The 23,336-nt window shown below is 72.7% G+C and carries 21 protein-coding genes, 2 tRNA genes and 1 pseudogene; 6 read left to right on the top strand and 18 right to left on the bottom strand.

What is annotated here, in order from left to right:
- Positions 1 to 22 precede the first annotated feature (22 nt).
- On the bottom strand, positions 23 to 1,003 hold the full coding sequence (locus Plo01_RS21250; protein WP_203892406.1) for an aldo/keto reductase: 981 nt from the start codon (positions 1,001 to 1,003) through the stop codon (positions 23 to 25).
- Complete coding sequence (locus tag Plo01_RS21245; RefSeq protein WP_203892405.1) at positions 1,000 to 1,362, bottom strand: MerR family transcriptional regulator; 363 nt, start codon at positions 1,360 to 1,362, stop codon at positions 1,000 to 1,002. Before Plo01_RS21245 ends, Plo01_RS21250 begins: the two co-directional genes overlap by 4 nt.
- 264 nt (positions 1,363 to 1,626) lie before the next feature.
- Between Plo01_RS21245 and Plo01_RS41340 the strand changes: the two are divergent.
- Positions 1,627 to 2,211: pseudogene (locus Plo01_RS41340) on the top strand (DUF998 domain-containing protein); the annotation flags it as partial.
- A 42-nt stretch (positions 2,212 to 2,253) separates the two neighbouring features.
- Here Plo01_RS41340 and Plo01_RS21235 read toward each other — a convergent pair.
- A complete protein-coding gene (locus Plo01_RS21235) occupies positions 2,254 to 3,330 on the bottom strand; it encodes a nucleoside hydrolase (RefSeq protein WP_203892404.1) in 1,077 nt (358 codons plus the stop codon).
- 82 nt (positions 3,331 to 3,412) lie between these two features.
- Here Plo01_RS21235 and Plo01_RS21230 point away from each other — a divergent pair, with 82 nt between their 5' ends.
- Positions 3,413 to 4,849 carry a WGR domain-containing protein gene (locus Plo01_RS21230; RefSeq protein ID WP_203892403.1) on the top strand — a complete coding sequence of 479 codons (1,437 nt, stop codon included), beginning with the start codon at positions 3,413 to 3,415 and terminating at the stop codon, positions 4,847 to 4,849.
- Positions 4,850 to 4,906: 57 nt separating this feature from the next.
- Here Plo01_RS21230 and Plo01_RS21225 read toward each other — a convergent pair whose 3' ends face one another.
- From Plo01_RS21225 to Plo01_RS21210, 4 genes are all read right to left on the bottom strand, one after another.
- Positions 4,907 to 5,320 carry a TrmH family RNA methyltransferase gene (locus tag Plo01_RS21225; RefSeq protein ID WP_239316766.1) on the bottom strand — a complete coding sequence of 138 codons (414 nt, stop codon included), beginning with the start codon at positions 5,318 to 5,320 and terminating at the stop codon, positions 4,907 to 4,909.
- A gap of 283 nt (positions 5,321 to 5,603) precedes the next feature.
- Positions 5,604 to 8,009, bottom strand: coding sequence for a Tex family protein (locus Plo01_RS21220; RefSeq protein ID WP_203892401.1), 2,406 nt, complete (start codon positions 8,007 to 8,009; stop codon positions 5,604 to 5,606).
- A gap of 205 nt (positions 8,010 to 8,214) precedes the next feature.
- Positions 8,215 to 9,930: a sialidase family protein gene (locus tag Plo01_RS21215; protein ID WP_203892400.1), complete on the bottom strand. Its 1,716-nt coding sequence runs from the start codon at positions 9,928 to 9,930 to the stop codon at positions 8,215 to 8,217.
- 1 nt (position 9,931) lies between these two features.
- Positions 9,932 to 10,171, bottom strand: a complete 240-nt coding sequence (locus Plo01_RS21210) for an SDR family NAD(P)-dependent oxidoreductase (RefSeq protein ID WP_239316764.1) — start codon at positions 10,169 to 10,171, stop codon at positions 9,932 to 9,934.
- Positions 10,172 to 10,288: 117 nt separating this feature from the next.
- Here Plo01_RS21210 and Plo01_RS21205 point away from each other — a divergent pair, with 117 nt between their 5' ends.
- Complete coding sequence (locus Plo01_RS21205) at positions 10,289 to 10,894, top strand: TetR/AcrR family transcriptional regulator (protein WP_203892399.1); 606 nt, start codon at positions 10,289 to 10,291, stop codon at positions 10,892 to 10,894.
- 93 nt (positions 10,895 to 10,987) lie between these two features.
- Here the strand turns inward: Plo01_RS21205 and Plo01_RS21200 are convergent, their stop codons facing one another.
- The 9 genes from Plo01_RS21200 to Plo01_RS21160 all read right to left on the bottom strand — a co-directional run bounded on the left by Plo01_RS21200 (position 10,988) and on the right by Plo01_RS21160 (position 17,335).
- Positions 10,988 to 11,344 carry an MmcQ/YjbR family DNA-binding protein gene (locus Plo01_RS21200; RefSeq protein ID WP_203892398.1) on the bottom strand — a complete coding sequence of 119 codons (357 nt, stop codon included), beginning with the start codon at positions 11,342 to 11,344 and terminating at the stop codon, positions 10,988 to 10,990.
- A gap of 211 nt (positions 11,345 to 11,555) precedes the next feature.
- Positions 11,556 to 11,628 (bottom strand) — tRNA-Arg (locus tag Plo01_RS21195).
- A gap of 32 nt (positions 11,629 to 11,660) precedes the next feature.
- A tRNA-Met gene (locus Plo01_RS21190) sits at positions 11,661 to 11,733 on the bottom strand.
- Positions 11,734 to 11,927: 194 nt separating this feature from the next.
- On the bottom strand, positions 11,928 to 12,455 hold the full coding sequence (locus Plo01_RS21185) for a GNAT family N-acetyltransferase (RefSeq protein ID WP_203892397.1): 528 nt from the start codon (positions 12,453 to 12,455) through the stop codon (positions 11,928 to 11,930).
- Positions 12,456 to 12,562: 107 nt separating this feature from the next.
- The gene (locus Plo01_RS21180; protein WP_203892396.1) at positions 12,563 to 13,030 is read right to left on the bottom strand and encodes a GNAT family N-acetyltransferase; all 468 of its coding nucleotides are present in this window, start codon (positions 13,028 to 13,030) and stop codon (positions 12,563 to 12,565) included.
- A gap of 117 nt (positions 13,031 to 13,147) precedes the next feature.
- Positions 13,148 to 14,290, bottom strand: coding sequence for a DUF5685 family protein (locus Plo01_RS21175; protein WP_239316762.1), 1,143 nt, complete (start codon positions 14,288 to 14,290; stop codon positions 13,148 to 13,150).
- A 102-nt stretch (positions 14,291 to 14,392) separates the two neighbouring features.
- The gene (locus tag Plo01_RS21170; RefSeq protein ID WP_203892395.1) at positions 14,393 to 14,980 is read right to left on the bottom strand and encodes a cellulose binding domain-containing protein; all 588 of its coding nucleotides are present in this window, start codon (positions 14,978 to 14,980) and stop codon (positions 14,393 to 14,395) included.
- Between the two features lie 55 nt (positions 14,981 to 15,035).
- Positions 15,036 to 16,043, bottom strand: a complete 1,008-nt coding sequence (locus tag Plo01_RS21165) for a lytic polysaccharide monooxygenase auxiliary activity family 9 protein (protein WP_203892394.1) — start codon at positions 16,041 to 16,043, stop codon at positions 15,036 to 15,038.
- Between the two features lie 257 nt (positions 16,044 to 16,300).
- Positions 16,301 to 17,335, bottom strand: a complete 1,035-nt coding sequence (locus tag Plo01_RS21160; protein WP_203892393.1) for an ROK family transcriptional regulator — start codon at positions 17,333 to 17,335, stop codon at positions 16,301 to 16,303.
- 45 nt (positions 17,336 to 17,380) lie between these two features.
- On the opposite strand from Plo01_RS21160, the gene Plo01_RS21155 reads away from it, so the two are divergent.
- A complete protein-coding gene (locus tag Plo01_RS21155) occupies positions 17,381 to 18,559 on the top strand; it encodes an MFS transporter (RefSeq protein ID WP_203892392.1) in 1,179 nt (392 codons plus the stop codon).
- 181 nt (positions 18,560 to 18,740) lie between these two features.
- Positions 18,741 to 19,985 (top strand): alpha/beta hydrolase family protein, encoded by a 1,245-nt coding sequence (locus Plo01_RS21150; RefSeq protein WP_203892391.1) that lies wholly within the window; start codon positions 18,741 to 18,743, stop codon positions 19,983 to 19,985.
- Between the two features lie 235 nt (positions 19,986 to 20,220).
- On the opposite strand, the gene Plo01_RS21145 is transcribed toward Plo01_RS21150, so the two are convergent.
- Positions 20,221 to 20,613, bottom strand: a complete 393-nt coding sequence (locus Plo01_RS21145; protein ID WP_203892390.1) for an SRPBCC family protein — start codon at positions 20,611 to 20,613, stop codon at positions 20,221 to 20,223.
- A gap of 254 nt (positions 20,614 to 20,867) precedes the next feature.
- Here Plo01_RS21145 and Plo01_RS21140 point away from each other — a divergent pair, with 254 nt between their 5' ends.
- Positions 20,868 to 21,443 (top strand): hypothetical protein, encoded by a 576-nt coding sequence (locus Plo01_RS21140; RefSeq protein ID WP_203892389.1) that lies wholly within the window; start codon positions 20,868 to 20,870, stop codon positions 21,441 to 21,443.
- A gap of 186 nt (positions 21,444 to 21,629) precedes the next feature.
- On the opposite strand, the gene Plo01_RS21135 is transcribed toward Plo01_RS21140, so the two are convergent.
- Positions 21,630 to 23,336 (bottom strand): GMC oxidoreductase, encoded by a 1,707-nt coding sequence (locus tag Plo01_RS21135; protein ID WP_239316760.1) that lies wholly within the window; start codon positions 23,334 to 23,336, stop codon positions 21,630 to 21,632.

Here is a 23,336-nt window from a genome sequence, read left to right as displayed (position 1 = left end):
TGACCTGCGGCCGGGTGCGCGGTCAGCTCTCGATGGAGGACATGTCCGGGTAACGGTCACCGCGCACGGCCCCGCTGGGCACGGCGGTCTCCAGGGCGTCGAGCTGGGCGGCGGTCAGCTCGACACCGGCCGCCGCGGCGTTCTCCTCCAGGTAGCGCAGCCGCTTGGTGCCCGGGATCGGGATGACGTCCTCGCCCCGGGACAGCACCCAGGCCAGGGCGAGCTGGGCCGGAGTGCACCCCGCGTCCTCGGCGATCTTCCGGACCTCGGCGACGAGCGCCTCGTTCCCCGCCGCGTTCTCCCCGGCGAACCGGGGGAAGTACTTGCGGAAGTCGTCGGCGGGCATCTCCTCGGCGGGCGGGAGGACGCCGCCGAGCAGGCCCCGGCTGATCGGCGAGTACGCCACCAGGGCGATGCCCAGTTCCCGGGCGGCCGGCAGGATCTCCCCCTCGATGTCCCGGGCGAAGAGCGAGTACTCGCTCTGCAGCGCGGCGATGGGGTGGACCGCCTGGGCCCTGCGCAGGGTCTCGGCGCTCACCTCGGACAGACCCAGGTGACCGACCTTGCCCGCGGCGACCAGCTCGGCCATCGCGCCGACGGTCTCCTCGATCGGCACCCCGGGGTCGCGGCGGTGCAGGTAGTACAGGTCGATGTGGTCGACGCCGAGCCTGCGCAGCGAGGCGTCGCACGCCTTCCGGACGTACTCGGGACTGCCGTCGACGGACCGCGCCGCCGGGTTGTCACCCCGGACGATGCCGAACTTGGTCGCCAGTACCGCCCGGTCCCTGCGGTCGGCGATCGCCCGCCCGACCAGTTCCTCGTTGTGGCCCCTGCCGTACATGTCGGCGGTGTCCAGGAAGTTCATCCCGAGATCCAGCGCCCGGTGGATGACCTTGATCGACTCGGCCTCGTCGGTCGGGCCGTAGAACTCCGACATTCCCATGCAGCCGAGCCCGAGTGCGGAGACCTCGGGGCCGCCGCTGCCGAGACGTCGCTTGTTCATGAGTTCTCCATTGCGTGATATAGGTCGATTTTGTAGTCGAGGACCGAGACGTCCTCGCTGAGCTGGGCGATCCGCTCCAGGACGCGCGCGCGGTGGACCTCGAGCATGCGCCGCCGCTCGGCCGCGGTCGCCGCGCCCCGGCGGCGCAGCTCGGCGTACCGGCACATCTCGGCGATCGGCATCCCGGTGGTGCGCAGCTTCGTGAGGAAGTCCAGCCATTCGAGATCCGGCCGGGTGTAGCTGCGCCGGCCGCCGGAGTCGCGGCCGACCTCGTGGATGAGCCCGATCCGCTCGTAGTAGCGCAGCGTGTGCGTGCTCAGCCCCGATACGCGCGAGGCTTCCTGGATGGTGATGCCCATGGACTCCACCCTGCATGTTGAAGTGCGCTTCAAGTCAAGCGCCCCCTCCGGGCCACCGGTCGCCGGAACACGACCCCGGAGCGGCCGACCCTGAGGGGGAGGGCCCTACCTTCGGGGAGGTCCGCGCAGTTCACGGGGGCGGTACGGCCGGCGTCACCCTGAGGCCACCCCCACCCCGGGCCGGAGCCCCTCCGGGACCGGTCAGGGGTGGCTGGGGAATATTTCGGATACTTCACGACCTGGCCCGACGCGATCGTTGACGCCATGGGAAGCAAGGCGTTTTCGGGACCATGGATGGTCGTCGGCGGGTACGCGGCGATCGTCGCCGGCGCGGTGTCCATGTTCGGCCTGCACGTGGCCACGGGCCTCGATCCGGTGCACACGCTGATCAGCGAGTACGCGTTCGAGCCGGACGGCTGGCTGCTGCCCGCCTCGCTCACGCTCTTCGCCGTGGGCGCGACGGTCTTCGGCGTCGTGCTGGCCCGCCGCGGCCAGGACCGCAAGGCGGCGGCGCTGGTCGGGATCTGGGGCCTGTGCATGCTCCTGATCGGCGCCTTCCCCACCGACCGGCCCGGGGTGCCGCTCTCGATGTCCGGGGGCATCCACCGGTACGCCGCGTTCGCGGCGTTCCTGGCGATGCCGGTCGCCGGGCTGATCCTGGCGCGGCGGAACGAGGGCAGGCCGTACGCCAGGACGGTGAAGGCGCTGAGCCTGGCATCGCTGGGCGTGCTGCTCCTGGTGGTGATCCCGTATGTCGTGCGGATGTTCGGCGTCGATCTGGGCAACGACGACATCCCGGCCGGGGTGACCCAGCGGCTGGTGGTCGCCTTCGAGGTCGCGGTCCTGGTGACGCTCGGGCTGGCACTGGGGAGGGGGCCCGCCCGGAAGGCGTCAGCCGAGGCGGCGGGCGAGACGGCGGTAGGCCGACAGCGTCAGCTCCCAGAAGCGGTCCGTGTCGAGCGCGGTGGCGACCACGGCGTTCGCCGGCCGCTCCGGCCGCAGGTCCGTGACCGTCGTTCCCGGTACGGGGGCCGCGGTGGCCTCACCGCTGCCGCTGCCGCTGCCGCTGCTGCTGCCGGCTCCGGCACCGGGGTCGGGGTCGGAGCGGGCATCGGGGCCGGTGGCGGGGCGGGCATCGGGGCCGGAACCGCCACCGCCATGACCGGGGCCGGAACCGGGATCGGGACCGGTGACCACCGTGACCGCGGCGGGCGCGGTGGTCACCACCCCCGGATCGATCACGCAGGCGACGGCGCAGGCGTCGTGGACCGCGGGCCCGCCGGGTCCGCCCGCCCGGCCGGGGAATTCCACACACGGGACGAGCAGCTCGCGGCCGAGCCGTCCCAGCGCCCGCATCTCCGCCACCACCGCGTCCCCGGCCCGCGCCTGACCGGCGACGTCGACGCCGATCGCGGTCACCGTCCAGCCCGCCCCGAACACGACCGCGGCGGCCTCGGGATCGGCCGCGAAGTTGAAGTCGGGCGCGATGGCGCGGCGGGTGTGGCGGCCGCCCAGGACGACCAGGCCGCGGGCCCACTCCGCCAGGCGGGGCTCCGCGCGCACGGCCAGCGCGATGTTGGTCGGCGGGCCGAGCGCGACCAGGGTGATCTCGCCCGGATGAGCCCCTACGGCCTCGATGAGGAAAGCCGTCGCGTGACCGCCGGCCGGAGGCGAGGGCGCCTCGGGCAGCACGACCGAGCCCAGGCCGGAGGGCCCGTGCGGACTGTTCTCCCGCGCGAGGCCGTGCCCCGCCAGCGCGTCGGCGCTCCCGGGGACGACCGGCGTCTCGCCCGCGCCCAGGAACGCGCGTAGCCGCAGCGCGTTGGCCGTGGTCCGCTCCAGGGTGGCGTTGCCCGCGACCGTGGTGATCCCGACGATCTCCAGCTCCGGGGCGGCGCACGCGAGAGCGAGGGCCAGGGCGTCGTCGAGTCCCGGGTCGCAGTCGATGATCACCTTCCTGGGCGTCACATGGAGCAGGCTATCCGTGTCACGATTTGTCGCCCGACTGCCGTACGCTCCCCGGAAAACCGATCAAGGGAAGAGGCGGAAGATGGCGGCGCAGAGCACGTACCTGGAGCTGTCCGAGGACGGCGGCGGCTCGCACAAGTTCTACGAGGTCGTGCTCGACGGGACAGAGGTGACGATCACCTACGGCCGGATCGGGGAGGCCGGGCAGACCAAGACCTCCTCCTTCGCCACCGCGGAGAAGGCCGCGGCCGCCGCCGCCAAGAAGGTCGGCGAGAAGGTCCGCAAGGGATACGCGAGCGCCGTGCGAGGCGTGCGGCAGGCCCGGCCGGTCACCCGGCGCAGCATCGTCAGCTCCCGCTCCACCGCCCGCCAGGCGCCCGTGCTGTGGCGCTTCGCCAGCGGCGCCGCGGCGTTCGGCATCTTCGTGGACGCCGAGCGCTGCTGGGTGGGCAACCAGCGGGGCGACGTCTACACCGTCACCCACGACGGCACCGTGACCGGCCGCTTCCGGCTGCCCGACGGCGTCAAGTGCATCGTGGCCGACGACTTCTGGATCTACGCCGGCGCCGACGACGGCAAGGTCTACGACCTCAGCGGGAAGGTCCCCCGGGTCGCCTACGAGATCGCCGAGGACGTCGACATCTACTGGCTCGACATCCATGACGGCGTGCTCGGCGTGTCCGACCGGGCCGGGCGGATCACGACCATCGACCACGAGGACGAGTTCCAGTGGGCGCGCACCGGTCAGGGCGACTCCGCCTGGATGGTCCGCTGCGACGACGAGGCCGTCTATCACGGCCACTCCGCGGGGGTGGCCCGCTACGACGCCGCCGACGGCGCCCCCGTCTGGCAGACCGGGGTCCAGGGCGCGGTGCTGTTCGGCTGGCAGGAGGCCGAGTCGGTCTACGCGGGCACCTCGCGCGGGGCCGTGCACCGGCTGCGCAAGTCCGACGGTCTCGCCGAGGCGGTCTACCGGTGCGACGCCCCCGTCTTCTCCTGCGCCACCGCCCCCGGCGGCCGCTACGTCTTCGCCGGGGACAACCATTCCTCCATCTACTGCTTCGACGCCGACGGCACGCGCCTGTGGAAGCTCGCCACCGGCTGCGGCTCGGCCTTCTCCATGCAGTATCTCGACGACCGCCTCTACATCGTCACCACCGACGGCACCCTGGCCTGCATCGACGCCACCGAGGCGGCGATCAGGGCGGCGCAGGAGGGCACCGTCCCCGAGGCGGTGGACGTCAAGGCCGCCGCGGGCCTGGCCGCGGTGGAGCCGGCCGCGACCGTGGAGACCGTCTCGCCGGAGGCGCAGGCGGACGGCGGCGTGATCGTGGAGTGCTACCAGGAGGGCGGACGCCTGCGGGTCCGGGTGGTCAGCGAGGGCTACGAATCCGGATGGAACGTGCAGTTCCCCAAGAACGTGCGCGAGGCGGGCGTCCGCTACCTCGTCGAGGGCGTCCGCTCCTCCGGGCGGGGCGGGTTCTACCGCGCCTACGGCGACATCCGCCGCCTGCTCTGACCGGCGCGGCCGTTCCCGGACGCCCGGCCGCCCGGGAACGGACCGGCGGCGCGGGGCTCAGGCGAACCCCGCCAGTTTGTACAGCACGAGCGAGCCCGCGACGGCCACGTTGAGGCTCGCCCCCGTGCCGATCATCGGGATCTCCACGGCCGCGTCGAGCAGGTCGAGGGCCTCCGGCGGGATGCCGTCGCGTTCGTGGCCGAGGACCGCCACCGTGGGACGGCGGGCCATGGGCAGGTCGGCCAGCCGGACGGCCTCCTCCGCCAGCTCCACCCCGAGGACGTGGTCCCCGGCCGCCCGGCGTTCGGCCAGCCAGCCCAGGGGCTCCCGCACCCAGTGCACGCAGGCCGGCTTGCGCAGGGTGTTGCCGCGCCGGAGAGCCTCGGGGACCCACGGCAGGCGCGGTACGGCCATGCACGCGCCGACCGCGTCGCAGGTCCGCAGCAGCGTGCCGAGATTGAGCCCGTGCATCGGCCAGAGCGGGGCGACGCACAGATGACCGAGACATCGGAGCGGTCGGGGACGGCGGGCGGCCCTCAGGTCTTCACGGGTGCGCACCCGCACGGCGGGGCCGGTCACGGCCGGACGCGGACGACCTCCGCGGGAAGGTGGCGGGTCATACAGATCACGCAGGTCATATGGGTCATACTGCGGGCGCTTCAGCGGTGCGCCCGGAACCATCGACGGCAATGCCTGCACCCAGGATAGCCGTACGGCCGCCGCCCCCACGAGAGGGCGACGGCCGTACGGATCGTCAGCGCTTGCCGCCGTCGGGGCCGCCGAGTCCGGCGCGGCGCAGGGCCTCGGCCATGGCGCCGCCCGGGGCGTTGCGCTCCTGGCCGCGTGGCTGCCCACCGCGTGGCTGCCCACCGCGCTGCTGATCTCCGCGTGGCTGTCCGCCGCGCCGCTGGTCTCCGCGCCCGCGCTGGTCCCCGCGCTGTTCGCCGCGCGGGCCGCCGCCGTCCCGGCGCCCGCCGCCGGAGCGGTCGCGCTGCTCGCCGCGGGCCTCGGTCTCGTCCTCCAGACGGAGGGTGAGCGAGATGCGCTTGCGCGGGATGTCGACGTCGAGCACCTTCACCCGGACGACGTCGCCGGACTTGACCACCTCGCGGGGGTCCTTGACGAAGTTCCGGGACATGGCCGAGACGTGGACCAGGCCGTCCTGGTGCACGCCGACGTCGACGAACGCGCCGAACGCGGCGACGTTGGTGACCACGCCCTCGAGGATCATGCCGGGCTGGAGGTCGGAGAGCTTCTCCACGCCCTCCTTGAAGGTGGCGGTCTTGAAGGCGGGCCGGGGGTCGCGGCCGGGCTTCTCCAGCTCGGTGAGGATGTCGGTGACGGTCGGCAGGCCGAAGGTGTCGTCCACGAACTCCTGAGGCTTGAGGGAGCGCAGCGTGCCGGCGTTGCCGATCAGCTCGGTGATCTCGCACCTGGTGGCCGCGAGGATGCGGCGGACCACCGGGTAGGCCTCCGGGTGCACGCTGGAGGAGTCGAGCGGGTCGTCGCCGCCGGGGATGCGCAGGAAGCCCGCGCACTGCTCGAACGCCTTGGGGCCGAGCCGGGGCACGTCCTTGAGCGCCCGGCGGGAGCGGAACGGGCCGTTGGCGTCGCGGTGGGCGACGATGTTCTCCGCGAGCCCGGAGCCGATGCCCGACACCCGGGTCAGCAGCGGCGCCGAGGCGGTGTTGACGTCGACGCCGACGGCGTTCACGCAGTCTTCGACCACCGCGTCGAGCGAGCGGGAGAGCTTGGTCTCGGCGAGGTCGTGCTGGTACTGGCCGACGCCGATGGACTTGGGGTCGATCTTGACGAGCTCGGCCAGCGGGTCCTGCAGGCGGCGGGCGATGGAGACCGCGCCGCGCAGCGAGACGTCCAGGCCGGGCAGCTCCTGCGAGGCGTAGGCGGAGGCGGAGTAGACCGACGCCCCGGCCTCCGACACCACGATCTTGGTCAGCCCGGGGACCAGCTTGACCAGCTCGCCCGCGAGCTTGTCGGTCTCCCGAGAGGCCGTGCCGTTGCCGATCGCCACCAGCTCCACGCCGTGCGCCTTCACCAGGGCGGCCAGGGTCGCCAGCGACTGGTCCCACTGGCGGCGCGGCTCGTGCGGGTAGATCGTGTCGGTCGCCACGACCTTGCCGGTGGCGTCGACCACCGCGACCTTCACGCCGGTCCGCAGGCCGGGGTCCAGGCCCATCGTCGCGCGGGTGCCCGCCGGGGCGGCCAGCAGCAGGTCGCGCAGGTTGGTGGCGAACACGCGCACCGCCTCGTCCTCGGCGGCCTGCCACATGCGCATCCGCAGGTCGATGCCGAGGTGGACGAGGATGCGGGTGCGCCAGGCCCAGCGGACGGTGTCGGCCAGCCACTTGTCGGCGGGCCGCCCCCGGTCGGAGACGCCGAAGCGGTGGGCGATGGCCGCCTCGTAGCTGCCGGTGGGCTCCTCCTCCGGCTCCAGGGTGAGGGTCAGGACCTCCTCCTTCTCGCCCCGGAACATCGCCAGGATCCGGTGCGAGGGCAGCTTGGTGAACGGCTCGGCGAAGTCGAAGTAGTCGGAGAACTTGGCGCCCGCCTCCTCCTTGCCCTCGCGCACCGCCGAGACCAGCCGCCCCTTGCCCCACATGCGCTCGCGCAGCTCGCCCACCAGGTCGGCGTCCTCGCCGAAGCGCTCGACCAGGATGGCCCGCGCCCCGTCGAGCGCGGCGGCGGCGTCGGGCACGCCCTCGCCGACGAAGGCCGCGGCGGCGGCCTGCGGGTCGACGGACGGGTCGGCGAGCAACCCGTCGGCCAGGGGTTCGAGCCCGGCCTCCCGGGCGATCTGCGCCTTGGTGCGCCGCTTGGGCTTGTAGGGCAGATAGATGTCCTCCAGGCGGGCCTTGGAATCTGCCGCCATGATCTGGGCCTTGAGGGCGTCGTCGAGCTTGCCCTGGCTCCGGATCGACTCCAGGATCGCGGTGCGCCGCTCCTCCATCTCGCGCAGGTAGCGCAGCCGCTCCTCGAGCGTGCGCAGCTGCGCGTCGTCGAGCATCCCGGTGGCTTCCTTGCGGTAGCGCGCGATGAAGGGCACCGTGGCCCCGCCGTCGAGCAGCTCCACCGCCGCCCGCACCTGCCCCTCGCGCACGCCCAGTTCGTCGGCGATCCGCTGATCAATAGAAGTCGTCACAGTCTCTTCCCCTTGTGGTGGACCTCCCAAAGCTATCGCGTGGCGGGGAGCCGGAAGCGGCTGTGCCGCCCGGCATGTGGACGACTCCGGGAGATCCGCTCTCCCCGTGGATCGTCCCGCCGAGGCGATCCCGACGTCCCGTCACGGCTCCGGGGCGGCACCGGGAACGGCTCCGGGGTGGCACCGGGAACGGCTCCGGCCGCGGCTACAGCAGTGGCTCCGGGAACGCCGGGGAGAGGCGGGTCCACTCGACGGTGGCCGCGGCGGCGTTGCCGCCCGGGGTGCCGGTCACCCAGTGAGTGAGCTGCGGCCGTTCCCTGCTGTCCTGGATCACCCATCTGGCCCCGGTGTCCGCGCCGTCGCGGGACAGGCGGGCCACGCCGGAGCTGTCGACGGCCACCCGCCAGGTCGCGAGCCGCCCGGCGCCGTCGAGGGAGTGGACCCTCTCCCAGACCGACGATCCCTTGCGCATGCTCCACACCCCGCCGCGCTGTACGGCCAGCATCAGCCTCCGCGCGCCGTTGGCCACCTTCGCGCCCAGGCAGACGCCCTCGCCGGTCCGGGGGTCCAGCGCGCTGTCGTCGTCGACCCGGCCACGGAACTCCAGGACGAAGTCGCACCCCTGGCGCACGTCGAGGGCGCGGGTCGCCCCGCTGGGCCGGGCGCCGCCGCTGCGCAGGACGAACCCGCCGCCGGGGGTCCGCCGCGCGCCGCCGTACAGCTCCCAGTCGCCGGCGAACAGGTCGCCGCCGAACCCCCGGGTGACGTCGAGCCCGGCCACCTTGATGTTGGTCTGGTTGTGCTCCCAGACGACGAAGAACTTCCCCGGCTCGTACTCGTCGGCGCTCGGGTAGACGTCCCACCCGCGTGCCGCGCCCCGGGTCAGCCGCCTGCCGTCGGCGAAGAGCCGTCCGGGCCCCCACGGCTCTCCGGGCCGCCGCACCTTGTAGTGGAGCACCTCGCGATACTGATCGGGCTTGCTCTCCGCCGGACCGGTGAACGGTCCGGCCAGCGTGTTGTAGATCGCCAGGTGCCGTCCCCCGGAGTCGCGGGTGAAGAACGTCTTGACGTAGTAGTTGGGCAGGTCCTCGTCCAGCGTGAGACGTGACCAGGTCAGGCCCCCGTCGGCGCTGGTCGCGGTGGCGCAGTGGGCGGCGCCGGCCCGGTAGCGGGCGTCGCGCTCGGCAGGCGAGGCGCCGCCGCGCAGGTCCAGCGTGCGGGTGACCATGACCAGCGCGCCGGGGTCGTCGTAGGAGATCGCGATCTGCGGCTCCTCCACCGCCACACCGGGCGGGTTCTCCGCGAGCGCGCCCGGGGTCCAGGTCCTCAGGTCCGCCGAGCGCAGCACGCCCGCCCGGGTGGTCCCGCCCGCGTGCCTCCAGTACGGCACCAGCCAGTGCCCGCCGTGCCGCAGCGGCCTGCCCGCCACGACCACGCCCCGGCCGTTGTCCGGCACCTCCACCGTGATCGGGAAGTCGGTCCAGGTACGGCCCGCGTCGGTGCTCCTCCTGGCCGTCATCGTGGTCGGGAAGCCGTCCACCCGGCCCTGGCGGTCCCGGTCGCGCTCGACGTCGATCAGACCGAGCAGCGCGTACAGGACGCCGCCGTCGTCGAGGAACATCACGTAGTGGTAACGGCGCGTGGCGGTCGCCGCGGCCAGCGTGCCGACCGTCCAGGTCCGACCGGCGTCGTCCGACCGGGCGTACATGATCGCCCCCTGGTCCGTCGGGGACGGGTCGCGGGCGTCGCGCACCCCGGCCCGCCAGCCGACCACCAGCCGCCGCGAGTCCAGCGCGACGATGTCGGGGACGCGGTTCCCCTCGTGGGCGAGCTCCCCGCCGGGAGTCCTGTCGGTCTTCCCGTAGACGGTGACGGGAGGGCCGACGTGCGTTCCGACGATGTCGATCTCCGGCCAGGACATGTCACCACAGCGAACAGGCGGGAGGTGACCGGAGGGTTGCCGGAAGGTGACATCCCATCCCCGATCGCGCCGGGAGGCCCTCCCGCCCCGACGGCCACCCGACGGCGCCGGCCGCCGGCTCGGTGAACTCCTCGACCATTCCCGAGGACATGGTGCCGGCGTTGTTCACCACGACGTCCAGCCGGCCGAAGTGCTCGACGGTGGCGGCCACGGCGGCGAACACCGCGGTGCGGTCGGTCACGTCGATCGGGAGAGTCAGCAGCCGGTCCCCGTACCGGTCGTCGAGGTCGTGGGCGGAGACGGTGCGGGAGGGAAGTAAGACGGTACGTCTCGTCTTGCTTTCTGTTAGGTTGGCCGCATGACGACGCAGCGTCCGTCCTCCAACCCGGCCCGCCGGAGTGAAGCCTCCCGCCGGGCGATCCTCACCGCGGCGTTCGAGCTGGTCGGTGAGGTGGGATACGCCAAGCTGAGCATCGAGGGCATCGCCGCGCGGGCCGGGGTCGGCAAGCAGACGATCTACCGCTGGTGGCCCTCCAAGGGCACCGTGCTCCTGGACGCCTTCCTCATGCTCAGCGGCGGGCAGGACGGGGAGGCGGCCCTGCCCGACACCGGGGACCTGGAGGCCGACCTGAAGACGGTCCTGCGCGCCACGGTCGCGGAGCTGAACGACCCCCGCTACGACGAGCCGATGCGCGCCCTGGCCACCGAGATCGCGCACGATCCGGAACTGGCGGCCGCCTACTCCGAGCGGCTGGACGGCCCGATGCGGGAGCTGAAGAAGGAACGGCTGCGCGCCGCCCAGCGGGCCGGGCAGCTGGCGCTGGATCTCGACCTCGATGTGGCCGTCGAGATGGTGTGGGGCCCGCTGCTCAACCGGTGGCTGCAGCGCGGCGGACCCCTGACCCCCGGATACGCCGACAGCGTCGTCGAGACCGCCCTCAACGGGCTGCGCCCGCGCGGGTGAGCCCGGTCGGCGGGAGCGGCCCGGACGGGAGTCCGGGGCGGACGCGGTGACCGCGACCTCCGCGGGACGCCCCGGTCCCCGGCGCGGGAGCGGTCAGTCCAGGAGGGCGGCCAGCCGTTTGGGGGCGACCACCCGGTACGCCTCGGTGACGATCTCGGCGATCTCGGCCCAGTCCTGGGGGACGTCGAGATAGACGCCGAGCCAGCCGCGGTGGCCGACGTACGGCGGGCGGAAGAAGCGCTCGGGCGCCTCGGAGACCATGGCCTCCTGGACGCCGGGCGGGGCGGCGCACCAGAAGGCGAGCCGATCGTCGTGATGATGGTCGGCGTACGTCACGAACGTCTTCCTGTCCCGGATGAACCATGTCGGCTCACCGTGGCTGAGCCGTTCGGTGGTCTCGGGGAGCGCCAGGCAGAGCCGCCGCAGTGACTCCAACGGATCATCGGTCATGTCCCGACGATACGCCGCGGCGAGGCGCGGGAGGGCCGGGCGGGGGAAGGGCGGGGCGAGCGTGGGGAGAGTCCCGCTCGTGGCGGAGACGATATCCGGGTCACCCGGCGGCCGGCCGACCCGCTTCCCGGGAAGCCGCGGACGGCCCGCTTCCCGGAAAAACAGGAGCGGCCCCGGAAATCGGGAGCGGTCTTTCCGCGGTGTTTCTCGGTGCCTCCGGCTGGATTCGAACCAGCGTCCTCCTGCTCCGCAAGCAGGCGCGCGATCCACTGCGCCACGGAGGCCTGGATTCTCCGTGAAAAAAATGGAGAATCCGTGGCGGGTGTGGGAATCGAACCCACCTGGAGTGGCTTATGAAACCACCGGGCACGCCAGCGCCCCCACCCGCCGGGAATGCGAAGAGCCGCCCCGGGACCATGTCCGGGACGGCTCGCACGGGACGTCGCCAATCGTCACATGCGAGCCGGCCCGACCATGCTCATTCGGCGTCGGATGCGCATTCTTTTTCCTTTCGGAGGTGCTTGACGAATGAATTGTGTCGCGCCGGGGGATCCCGGCGCAACGCGTTTTCCCGGCGGTGCCCTCAGCCGACCAGCTCACCTTCCAGCATGGTCATGAGAACCATGTCGTGCCATTTCCCGTCACGGCGGAACGCGTCGCGCTGCCTGCCGTCCTGGGTGAAGCCGACCTTCTCGTAGACCCGGATCGCCGACGTGTTCTCGGCGACCGTCCAGAGCGCGATCGAGTGCAGTCGCATCTTGTCGAAGCCGTACCGGCACATCTCCCGGGTGGCGTCGGTGCCGTAGCCCTTGCCCCAGCAGTCCTTCTCGCCGATGTAGATGTCGAACTCGGCATTGCCGATCTCCGGCTCGGTGTCCCTCAGCCGGGTGAGCCCGATCAGCCGTCCCCCGTCGAGCGTCTCGATCCCGAGGAGAACATCGCCGTACGAATTCCGCTCACGGTTCTCGAAACGCGCGAGGGTCTGGGCCAGCGAACTCGGATATCCGTCGTCCATCCAGCGCATGACCTCGGGGTCGCTGTTCCACCGCCACAGCGCCTCGGCGTCGGACGGTTCCATGGCACGCAGCCGTACGAGCTTTCCGGTCAGCACCGGCGCACTCCGATCGGTCGAGGAATGAGAAACGCAGCGACTTCTACCAGAGGCCGTTCTCGTGCCTCAACCGGATTAACGGCGGGCGGGCCCGCGGCCGGAGGGGGTCAACTGCCGGCCTTGACGAGCGCGTCGCCGTCGAGGCGCCACCGGTCCCACTCGGCCGTGGGGACGGCGCCCATCGCCGCGTAGAAGGCCTGCGCGCTCGTGTTCCAGTCGAGGACCGACCATTCGAAGCGGCCGTACCCGCGCTCGACGCAGATCCGGGCCAGCTCGGTCAGGAGCGCCTTGCCGTGCCCGCCGCCCCGGTGGTCGGGGTGGACGTAGAGGTCCTCCAGGTAGATCCCGTGCCTGCCCTGCCAGGTGGAGAAGCTGAGGAACCAGACCGCGAACCCCGCGACCCGCCCGTCGTCCTCGGCGATGTGGCAGAAGACCGCGGGGTTCTCGCCGAACAGGGCCTCGTGGAGCTGCTCGGGCGACGTCTCGACCTGGTCGAGGGCCTTCTCGTACTCTGCGAGCCCCCTGACCATGTCGACGATGGCGGAGATGTCCTCGGGAACGGCGGGGCGAATCATGGTCAGAGTTTAGGGTGCGGCCGGCGGAGCCCCGGCACGGGGAGATCCGCTCCGGCCGTCCCGGCGCCCGCCGGCTCCCGGGGGAGGAGCGTGGGCGGATCCCGGGTCCCAGCCGCATCAGGAACAGTCGCAGCAGTCGCAGCAGGAGCAGCAGTCGGCCTCGCGCAGGTAGCAGCGCTCGCTGCATGGGCGGCCCTTCTTCCGGCTCCACCGGGGCCGCCACATCCCGCAGGTGAAGAAGGTCGCCACCCCCGCCGCCGACGTGCGGATCCATCCCGGCCGCCGGTAGGAGGACGACGCGGGGTGGTCGTGGAAGGCGCGCTCGACCGCCCGCCGTACCTCGGCGCCGAGGAGCACCTCCACCAGGTGACGTTCCTGGAGTTCCACGTCCCGCAGCGCCAGGGCGAGGCCGTGTACGGCGTCGTCGCAGAGCCTCCGGGCCTCCTGGCGGGTGGCGCCGGTGGCGGTCAGCGGGTTGAACAGGCCCCGGGCGTCGTCGTCTTCCCGGTCCTCGACCGCGTCGAGCAGGTGGGCGATCCGGCCGAAGAACCTGCCCGCCTCGGCCAGGGCGGCGGCGTTGCCGGGGAGTCCGGCGAGCACCGCCGTGTGGGCGAACGACGCGGCGACCGCGTCCTCCGCCGGGCGGGTCAGGTCGAGGAGCGTGATCGGCCCGCTCCCGGAACCGGAAGGACCGGAAGGACTTGCGGGGGCACCGGGGCCGCCGGGTCCGTCGGGGCGGCCGGAAGGAGAGGCGGCCCGGCGCTCCAGGTCGAGCTGCCGATCCACGGTGGAGGTCAGGACGGCGGTGTCGAACCCGACCCCGGCTCCCAGCCGCGCTCCACCGGCCTCCCAGCGGGCCGCCAGCTTCATGCGGGCCGCGCCGGTCCCGGCGGCGACGTCGCCGTCCGCGACCTGGTCGCGGATCCGGCCCGCGGCCAGCACGAGCGAGACCGCGGCCGCCAGCCGTGCTCCCTGGGCGCGGGCGTCCACCACGTCGGCGGAGCGGAAGCCGCGCAGCGCGCAGGGGCCCGCGGTCCGGTGCGGGGAGGCGGACGGGAGCTGGGCCTCGGCGAGGACCGAGATGATCAGAGTGTCGTAGTTGGTGGCCAGCCGCGCTCCCTGTCCCTGACCGTCTCGCAATGTCAGGCACAGCCCGCACAGGTGCGCCTGCCAGGCCTGGTGAAGGGACGGGCACCCGTGCTCACTGCAGGGGCGGATGATTCCGAACACATGACCTCGCAGCCGCCTGGAACGATCCATCTCAGTATTGAAAGAATCGTATGGGCATAGTCGCCTCACCGGTATAACCAGTCGCAACAGTAGCTTTCACCGCAAAAGTGGCGGGCGGGCGTCCGGACGGGTTCAGCCGCAGGTGATCTCGGTGAAGGACGGAGGCGTGGGGGCGGCGCCGATGAAGCCGATTTCGGAGACGGTGGCGCCCGGGGCCAGCACGGGGTCGTCGGCCGGAGCGTGGATCATCGCGATGGGGCCGCTCTGCATGTGCGTGCCCTTCCACGCCTGGGTGATGGTCGCTCCCCGGGGGAGGAGCCACTGGATGTACCAGTCGCGCATCGGGCCGCCGGTCCTGTTGCTGATCGTCGCGGTGCCCCGGTAACCGCCCGGCCAGGACTCGACGAGGGTGAGCGTGGCGGTGCACCCCGCGGCCGGGGACGGTGGCCGTGAATGGGACGGAGCCGCGGGCGGCCCGGATGACCCGGACTGCTGGGATGACGCGGACTGCTCGGACGGCCCGGATGATCCGGACTGCTGGGATGACCCGGACGCCGGGTCCGCGGGCGGTACGGGCGGTGCGGCGGGGGAGGCCCCGTGCGCGGCGGGGTGCGCGGGCGGTGGGCTCGCGGGGCCGCCGACGCAGGCCGCCGCGATCAACGCCACCGCCGCGCCGAGGGAGGCGGCGCCCAGCAGCGTCGTGGTCTTCCCCCGGGGCATGGCGGGTCACCTTCCTGGGAGGGGGCCCCGGCCGTCCGGCCGGGGCCCCGGGTCGTCAGGGACTGGTACAGGCGGGAGTGGGGGAGCCGCTGGTGCCGTTGGCGGTGAAGCCGAAGGTCACCGACCCGCCGGGTTGGATCGTCCGGTTCCAGTCGGCGTTCTTCGCGGTGACCGTGGACCCGGAGACCGTGTGGGTGCCGTTCCACAGGCTGTTGATGGAACTGCCGGCGGCGAGATCCCAGTTGACGGTCCAGCCGTTGACGGCGGCGGTGCCGGGGTTCTTCACCGTGACCTCGCCCTGGAAGCCGCCAGACCAGGAGGTGACGGTCTTGTAGGTGGCCGTGCAGGAGCCGGTGTCACCGGTCGGGGTGACCGTCGGCGTGACGGTGGGAGTGGGGCCGGGACGGCCGACGCCCGTCACCTCGCCGTCACCGCCGTCGAAGACGACGTCGGAGCAGTTGTAGAAGGTCTCGGCGCTGTCGGAGCGCTTCCACACCGAGTAGATGAGGTGGCGGCCCGACTTGCCCGAGGGCAGGGTGGCGTTCCAGTAGTAGTGGGCGTCGTTGGTGCCGGGCGAGCCGACGCTCTGCGGGTGGTCGGCGGTGTGGAAGGGCTGCTCCTCCAGATCGGCCCAGGTGAGAGGCCGGTTCGGGTTCCAGCCGTCCTTGGTGACGTAGAGGTAGAACCAGCCCGGGTGGGCGGCCCACTTGTTGTACCGGAACTGGATCTGCGCCCCGGAGGTCAGGTGGGTCACCGGCCAGTCCTCGTGCGCGAGGTCGAACCCGCTGAAGTTGGGGTTCCCGCCGCTGCACAGCTGCCCGTCGGGGATGAACCCCCGGGTCCGTCCTGCGCCGTCGGAGCGCAGGACGCTGAACCAGTTGTAGAGGGAGTTGGCGCCGCTCTGGGCCACGGCGGCCGAGCAGGCGGGGTTGATGGGGACGATGTTCCCCTGCGGGCTGAGCCCGTCCTGCCAGCAGAAGAAGGTCCGGCTGCCGGGCACCATCATGGCGCCGTGGGCCGAGGCCGAGCTGGGGACGAGGACGACCGCGAGGAGCGCGGACATCACCGTGGCCGCGCAGGCGACAGCGATACTTCGCCAATTGCGCACTGAACTGACCGACCTTTCGGGTGGCGGATTACCGATCGATGCAGCGAGCGCTCACGCGAACCGGACTTTAGGCCGGTGTCCGGGGGGTGTAAACGAAACGCCCGCGCCGGGCGCGCTCGGCCGGAACGTCCGCGCAGTTCAGGAACGTGCCGCCGGGATCGGGCCGGATGAAAGATTCAGTACGGAGGATCCGGGGCCCGCCCGGCCGGACGTCACCCCGGGACGCCGCCGAAGACGTCCCGGTGCGCGATGGACAGGGCGGTGAACAGCGCGCCGCGCAGGACCGCGTTGCCCTCCACCGTGCTCGGCCGCACCTGGACCGGGACGGGGGAGAGGGCGGTCAGGCGCTCGCCGGTCCGCGCCGCCAGCGCGTCGCCGCCGGAGTGGCCGGTATCCCCGCCGAGGACGACCAGCCCCGGGTCGAGGACGGCGACCAGGGTGAAGGCGATCTCGGCGATCAGGCTCGCGAGGGAGTCGGGGTCCAGGGCGTGAGCGGCCTCGGTCGTCACCAGATCACAGATCGCCGTGCCACCCGGCCGGAGGAACCCGATCTCGCCCGCGCCCCCGGAGACGCCGCGCCTCAGCCGCCCGCCGAGGGTGACCGCCGCGCCGACCCCGTCGTCCAGCCAGAGCAGGACGAAGTCGTCGCGGTCCCGGGCGGACCCGGCCCGGTGCTCGGCGACGGCGGCGAGATTGACCTCGTTCTCCAGGGTGACCGGGGCGCCTATCCGGTGACGCAGGGCCTGGAGCAGGTTGGGTTTCCAGCCGGGTACGCCGTTGTCGGCCACCAGGTCCCCGGCGGCCGGATCCACCAGGCCGGGAGCGCCCAGGACGACGGCGTGCATGCTCCGGGACCCGGCAGCCTCGGCGACCGCGGCGACGATGAGCTCGGCCAGGTCGTCACCGGGCCGCAGCGGCCGTACGGCCGAGCTGACGGTCCGGCCGGTGATGTCGGCGACGGTGACGTTGACGGCGGAGCGGCGCACGTCGATCCCGGCCACGTGGGCGCGGTCGGCGACGATGCCGTACAGGCGGGCGTTCGGCCCCCGGCGGTCCTCTCCGCTCTCCCCGGCGACCTCGATCAGCCCGTTGACCCGTAGCCGCTCGATCAGGTCGGACACGGTGGGGCGGGACAGGCCGGTCAGCGCCCTGAGCTGGGGGGCGGTCAGCGGGCCGCGTTCCAGCAGCAGGTCCAGCGCGAGGCGATCGTTGATCGCCCGCGCCATCTGCGGGGTCGCGGTCTTCATCCGTCCTCTTTTCATCAGGAAGCCTGCCTGTTAATTTTTAGCATTATGCGTACCGATCTTCAACGTGCCAGGATCGCCGTCGCGGCCGTCTTCGCGGTGCACGGTGCCGTCGCCGGCAGCATGGCGACGCGTATCCCGTGGCTGCAGGATCACCTCGAGCTGAGCCCCGCTGCTCTGGGGTTCGCCCTGTTCTGTCCAGCTCTGGCGGCCTTCGTGGCCATGCCGATGGCGGCCCGCCTCACCCACCGGTACGGCGGGCGCCTGACCACCCGGATCCTGCTCGCCCTGTGGTGCGCGGGGCTGGCGCTGCCCTCGCTGGCGCCCGGTTTCGCCGGACTCTGCGCCGTCTTCCTGCTGTACGGCGCCGCCGCCGGCATGTGCGACGTCACCATGAACGCCCAGGGGGTGATCGTCGAGCGGAGGCTGAATCGCTCCATCATGTCCGGGCTCCACGGGATGTGGAGCGTGGGATGCCTCGTCGGCGCCGGGGTCGGAACGGTCGCCGCCCAGCTGGGGATCGACGCGCGGCTCCACCACGGGGCGATGGCGCTGGCGCTGCTCGCCCTCGGCGCCGCGGCGGGCCGCATGCTCCCCGACACCTGGCCGGAGGCCGGGGAGAAGGCCCCGCCCCGGTTCACCGTGCCGTCGCGGGCGATCCTCGCGATCGGCGCCGTCGGGTTCTGCGCGACCTTCGCCGAGGGCGCCAGCCAGAACTGGGCCGCGGTCTACGTCAAGGACGTCACCGGCGGCGGAGCCGGCGTCGCCGCCGCCTGTTACGCCCTCTTCTCCCTGGCCATGGCCGTCACCAGGCTCTCCGGCGACCCGATCGTCCGCAGGCTCGGGCCGGTCCCGGCCGCCCGGTTCGGCGGTCTGCTCGCCACCGCCGGCGCCGTCCTGGTGGCCACCGCCCGGACCCCGTTCCTGGCGGTCGCGGGATTCGTCCTGCTCGGCGTGGGCGTCGCGGTGATCGCGCCGCTGGCCTTCGCGGCCGGGGGGAACGCGACCCCGGAGCCCGGCCAGGGGGTCGCGGGGATCGCCACGTTCACCTACCTCTCCAGTCTGCTCGCTCCCGCGGCCACCGGCTGGATCGCCCACGCGACCTCGCTGCCCGCCACCTTCGGCCTGATCGCGGCCGTCACCCTGACGGGCGCCCTGCTCGCCGGGGCCCTGCGCTCCCGGCCCGCCCCGCGCGAGGCCCCCGTCGCTGAGATCGCCTGTCGCTGAGATCGTCCGCCGCTGGGATCGCCTGTCGCTGGGATCGTCCGCCGATAGAGGGACGCGACCCGTTCGCCGCCGGCGGGGATGCGATCGTTCCGGTGCGACCGCAGGCGGATCCGGGCGATCCCGGAGTCGCACACGAAGCTGGACGTTCGTCCGAAGCAGGGGCCCGGCGGGGATCGAGAGCATGATCGGCATGGAAATCAAGATCATGGGCGGCGCTCGCGTCGCGGGCGCCGTCACCGCGGGCCTGCTCGCCCTCCTCGCGGCGGCGCCCGCCCAGGCCGCGAGCCCCTCCCGTCACGTGACCCCGGTCGTGGGCTCTTTCCCGCAGGCGGCCCCGGTCGCGGGCGCCTCCTCACCGGCGGTCCCGGCCGTGAGCCCGGCGCGGACCGAGCCCGTACCGGGCGCGACCATGGAACTGCCCGCGCCGACCGGGTCCCAGCCGGTGGGGACGGTCACCTTGCACCTGGTCGACCGCGGCCGCCCCGATCCCTGGGTGCCGGGAGAGAAGGCCAGAGAGCTCATGGTCTCGCTGTGGTACCCGGCCCGGAAGGGCTCCGGGCGGCCGGCGCGATACATGACCGCCGAGGAGGCCGCGGCCCTGCTGAAGGGCCAGGGGATCACCGGCATCCCGGGCGAGGCGGTCAGCGGCGCCAAGACCCACGCCGTCACCGGCGCCCGTCCGGCCGGGCGCCGGGGCACGCTGCCGCTGGTGGTGCTCTCGCCCGGATTCACGATGTCGCGCGCCTCGCTGACCGGCCTCGCGGAGGAACTGGCCAGCCGGGGCTACGTGGTCGCCGGCATCGATCACGTCCACGAGTCGTACGGCACGAGCCTGCCGGGCGGCCGGCTGGCCGGTTGCGCGGCCTGCGAGGAGCAGGAAGCCGACCCCTGGGCGTTCGGCGACAAGGCGGTCAGGGGACGGCAGGCGGACGTGTCGTTCGTGCTCGACCGGCTGCTCGGGCGGCACCCGGTGTGGCGGGGCGCCGGGCTCATCGACCGCTCGCGCGTGGGCATGGCCGGGCACTCGCTGGGAGGGTCGAGCACGTCGTGGACGATGCTGAAGGACCCGCGCGTGCGCGCCGGGATCAATATGGACGGCACGTTCTTCGTGCCCGTCCCCGGCGGGGGCCTGGTACGGCCGTTCATGCTGATGGGCGCGGGCGACCTGCACCGGCCGGGCGGCCAGGACTTCACCTGGGGCCGTGACTGGGGGCAGATGACGGGCTGGAAGCGCTGGCTCACGGTGGAAGGCGGCGACCACGCCTCCTTCACGGACTATCCGCTGCTGACCAAGCGGTCGGCCAGGGAACTGGAGATCACCCGGGCCTACGTGGCCGCCTTCATGGACCGGCACCTGCGCGGCGGCGACCGGTGGCTGCTGGACGGGCCCTCCGACGCCTTCCCCGAGGTCGAGTTCTGGGAGTGAGGCCGGCCACCGCCGCGGTCATCGGCCGGTCCGCCGGCACCATCCGCGGCGGTGAGCCGGTCCGCCGGCACCATCCGCGGCGGTGGGCCGGTCCGTCGGCACCGCGGCCGACGGAGGGATCGGCCGCCGTGCTCGCCCCGGCCGATCCCTCCCGGCTTCCCTCGAGGCCGTGCCGCGGATGCCGTTGAATGTCACTGGATGCCGCTTGGGTGCCGCTACGTCCCGTTACATGTCGTTACGCGCGAACCTGCTCGGCGAGCCGCTCCAGGCTCTTCTCCAGGGCGTGATCGACCTCGTCGGCGGGCGGGGCGTGCTCCTCGTCGAAGAACGACAGGTGCACGGTCACCTCGCTCGCCTGGTCGCTGATGGTCGTGATCTGCAGCCATCCCGCGTAGCGGTCGTCGTCGCGGGTGCCCCACTCCATGCGGAGCTGGTCGCGCTGGGCGCGGAACAGCCCGCGCTCGTCCCTGCCGGTGGCGTCCTCGTGCACGGTCACCGCGGGCAGATCCTCGGATTGCACGTGCAGATCCCGGGGGAGCCAACTGTCGAGCCGGTCCACGTCGCTGGCCCGGTCGAAGACCACGTCGGGTGGGGCGGTCATCGTCCGGGAACGCTCGTATTCGCTCATCGGATCGTCACTCCTCGGTCCGGATGTTGTCGGATGGCGACCTACCCTGTCGGTCCCCGTCCATCCACGGGCCCGGGTCAAGGACGTTCCGGCTCGTCGCCGGACATCGCCTGAGCGGGGCCTCAGGGCCGAAGGTCCCACTGGGGAGGGGACTTCGGGTGCGCGGGTGTGAGCCGTACGGCTCTGCGGAGACAGCGGGTGCGGCCGATTAACTAGGTGACGGAAAGAGAAAGAAACCGATAAAGGAGCCGATCATGGCCAGCCTCGCAGGCCGCACCCCGGTCAACGGGCACGTCGCCCGCCATATCCCCGCCGAGCACGACGCCGCCGCCGTGCAGAGCCGTACCCCCGCCGCCGCCTACGCCTGGGCGGCCGCCCGCATCGCCCTCGGCTGGGTGTTCCTGTGGGCCTTCATCGACAAGACCTTCGGTCTCGGCTTCGCCACCCCCGCCGCCAAGGCCTGGGTCAACGGCGGCAGCCCCACCACCGGATTCCTCAAGGGCAGCGGTGAGAACGCCCTGGGCGGCTTCTTCGGCGGCCTGGCCGGGCAGGCCTGGGTCGACTGGCTGTTCATGCTCGGCCTGCTGGGCGTCGGCACCGCTCTGATCGTCGGCGCGGGCATGCGCGTCGCCGCCGCGGCCGGTGCGACCATGATGATGATGATGTGGGCGGCCTCGCTGCCCCTGGACACCAACCCGTTCATGGACGACCACATCGTCTACGCCATCGTCCTGATCGGCCTGGCCCTGGCCCACGCCGGCGACACCCTCGGAATCGGCGCTTGGTGGGGCAAGACCGCCCTGGTCAAGCGATTCCCGATTCTGAAGTGACCGCCCGCGCGACGACGCCCGTCCCCTGAAGGCAGGGGACGGGCGTCTGGCGTTTTTCCGGTTCCGGTCTCGGGCCGGCACTCCAGTCCCGGGCCGGGTTCTCGGGCCGGCTTTTTCGGTTCCGGGCCGCGGATCCGCCGGCTCCGGGACGCCCGGACGGTCGCACCGGGCGCCCCGCCGGGATTCTCAATCGAGCATGAGGGTGCACGCCCGATCGGCGAAGGCCGCGATGGTCAGCGAGGGATTGGGCCCGACCGGGCCGGGCATGGCCGCGCCGTCCAGCACGTAGAGCCCCGGATGCCCGAAGGCCTGCCCGTCGGGGCCGACCACGCCGCTCTCCTCGGCGTCTCCCATCGGCGCCCCGCCGAGCGGATGCACGGTGATGATCCGGTTCACGAACCAGGAGAACCACACCGGGTTGTCGGCGAAGGACGCGCCCAGCTCGTCGGCCACCGCCCGCATGGTGGTACGGACCCGCTGGAAGTAGTCCATGCTGGTGCGCGTGCTCCAGCTCACGTCGAGGCGGCCCTCCCGCAGGCGCATGACCCCGTCGGGGATGTCGCGCCCCATCGCGAGCAGGGGCAGCGACCCCGACGACAACGTCCCGTCGGCCAGCAGCCCGGAGACGGCCGCGCTCAGCCCGGTGTCCGGGGAGCGGGTGGCCTGGGCGTGCAGCCACCTGACCGCGAAGTCCGCGGCGCGGGTGAGCAGCCGCAGGCCGCCGGCGCCGTACTCGGCGAGCCAGTCCACGAACGCCGGATACCCGCCGTCCTCCACGTAGTAGCCCCGCCCGTCGCCGCCGTCGGCGGTGTCGGGGACGCGGATCGCGCCGGTGATGACCGGGCCGCGGCTGGCGCGCATCGTGACGGAGGGGGAGTCGCGGCCGGGCAGCAGGAAGGCCAGCAGGTCCCCGTTGCCGGAGAACCGCGTCCCGAGCGCGTCGCTCAGCCAGGGGAACGAGGCCCGGTTGCGCAGGAGCAGCAGCGTGGTCCCGTACGTCCCGGCGCCGAGGATGAGCCGGTCGCAGGTGACGCGGCGCTGCGGCAGCCGGCCGGGATCGATCCGGCGGCCCTCGTAGGAGGGATCGTGATGGACGTACCCCACCTCGTACCCGCCCCCGAGCCGGGGGCGGATCATGCGGACCTCGCAGCGGGTGCGGATGTCGGCGCCGTGGTGCTTGGCCGCGGACAGGTACGTGTGGTCGAGGGTGTTCTTCGCCCCTTCGTTGCAGCCGATGTCGCACTCGCCGCACAACCGGCAGGTCTGGCGCGGCAGGTCGTGCAGGTTGCCGTACTCGGCCTGGGCCATCGGCAGCCCCAGGCCGGGCCGCGCGTCCGGGCGGGGCGCGAAGCTGACGGCCAGCGGGGGCAGCTCGAAGTGCAGCCCGAGCTTCTCGGCCGCCCCGCGCATCTCGGCCGTCTTGGGGGTGGCGCGGTAGGCGGGCTCGTCGATCGGGTAGGGCACCGGGGTCAGCATCGCCTCCACCGCGTCGTAGTGCGGTTCGAGATCGGCCCGGGTGATCGGCCAGGTCTCGTACCCGCCGCCGGGCAGCGGGTCGTCCCGTACGAACCAGCGCTCGTCCTTGCGCAGCAGCACGTTCGCGTAGATGAGCGACCCGCCCCCCAGCCCGCTGGAGACCACCGAGCTGAAGCCCCTGAACCGCCAGACGTCGAACAGGCCCTGGAGTCCCTCGTGCGGGTCCCAGAACGCCTGTTTCATCTCGACGGGTGATCGGGGGAAGCTCCCCGGCGGGTAGGGACGGCCGCGCTCCAGGACGACGACGGAGCGACCCGCCTCCGCCAGCCGGTAGGCCGCGACCGACCCGCCGAAGCCGGAACCGACGACCACGGCGTCGACGTGCTCGGAGGCCATGCCGTCGGGATACGCCGCCAT

This window comes from Planobispora longispora (genome assembly GCF_016863135.1).
Taxonomy (GTDB): domain Bacteria; phylum Actinomycetota; class Actinomycetes; order Streptosporangiales; family Streptosporangiaceae; genus Planobispora; species Planobispora longispora.
This window is presented reverse-complemented; position numbering and strand designations above follow the sequence as displayed.

Bases quoted from the DNA above. Each gene is read 5' to 3' on its own strand.
- Plo01_RS21160 (WP_203892393.1), bottom strand. From the start codon at position 17,335: ATGAAGACCGCGACCCCGCAGATGGCGCGGGCGATCAACGATCGCCTC.
- Plo01_RS21170 (WP_203892395.1), bottom strand. From the start codon at position 14,980: ATGCCCCGGGGGAAGACCACGACGCTGCTGGGCGCCGCCTCCCTCGGC.
- Plo01_RS21245 (WP_203892405.1), bottom strand. From the start codon at position 1,362: ATGGGCATCACCATCCAGGAAGCCTCGCGCGTATCGGGGCTGAGCACG.
- Plo01_RS21140 (WP_203892389.1), top strand. From the start codon at position 20,868: ATGGCCAGCCTCGCAGGCCGCACCCCGGTCAACGGGCACGTCGCCCGC.
- Plo01_RS21175 (WP_239316762.1), bottom strand. From the start codon at position 14,290: ATGGATCGTTCCAGGCGGCTGCGAGGTCATGTGTTCGGAATCATCCGC.
- Plo01_RS21180 (WP_203892396.1), bottom strand. From the start codon at position 13,030: ATGATTCGCCCCGCCGTTCCCGAGGACATCTCCGCCATCGTCGACATG.
- Plo01_RS21230 (WP_203892403.1), top strand. From the start codon at position 3,413: ATGGCGGCGCAGAGCACGTACCTGGAGCTGTCCGAGGACGGCGGCGGC.
- Plo01_RS21165 (WP_203892394.1), bottom strand. From the start codon at position 16,043: ATGTCCGCGCTCCTCGCGGTCGTCCTCGTCCCCAGCTCGGCCTCGGCC.
- Plo01_RS21155 (WP_203892392.1), top strand. From the start codon at position 17,381: ATGCGTACCGATCTTCAACGTGCCAGGATCGCCGTCGCGGCCGTCTTC.
- Plo01_RS21225 (WP_239316766.1), bottom strand. From the start codon at position 5,320: ATGCACGGGCTCAATCTCGGCACGCTGCTGCGGACCTGCGACGCGGTC.
- Plo01_RS21150 (WP_203892391.1), top strand. From the start codon at position 18,741: ATGATCGGCATGGAAATCAAGATCATGGGCGGCGCTCGCGTCGCGGGC.
- Plo01_RS21135 (WP_239316760.1), bottom strand. From the start codon at position 23,336: ATGGCGGCGTATCCCGACGGCATGGCCTCCGAGCACGTCGACGCCGTG.
- Plo01_RS21205 (WP_203892399.1), top strand. From the start codon at position 10,289: ATGACGACGCAGCGTCCGTCCTCCAACCCGGCCCGCCGGAGTGAAGCC.
- Plo01_RS21145 (WP_203892390.1), bottom strand. From the start codon at position 20,613: ATGAGCGAATACGAGCGTTCCCGGACGATGACCGCCCCACCCGACGTG.
- Plo01_RS21250 (WP_203892406.1), bottom strand. From the start codon at position 1,003: ATGAACAAGCGACGTCTCGGCAGCGGCGGCCCCGAGGTCTCCGCACTC.
- Plo01_RS21215 (WP_203892400.1), bottom strand. From the start codon at position 9,930: ATGTCCTGGCCGGAGATCGACATCGTCGGAACGCACGTCGGCCCTCCC.
- Plo01_RS21200 (WP_203892398.1), bottom strand. From the start codon at position 11,344: ATGACCGATGATCCGTTGGAGTCACTGCGGCGGCTCTGCCTGGCGCTC.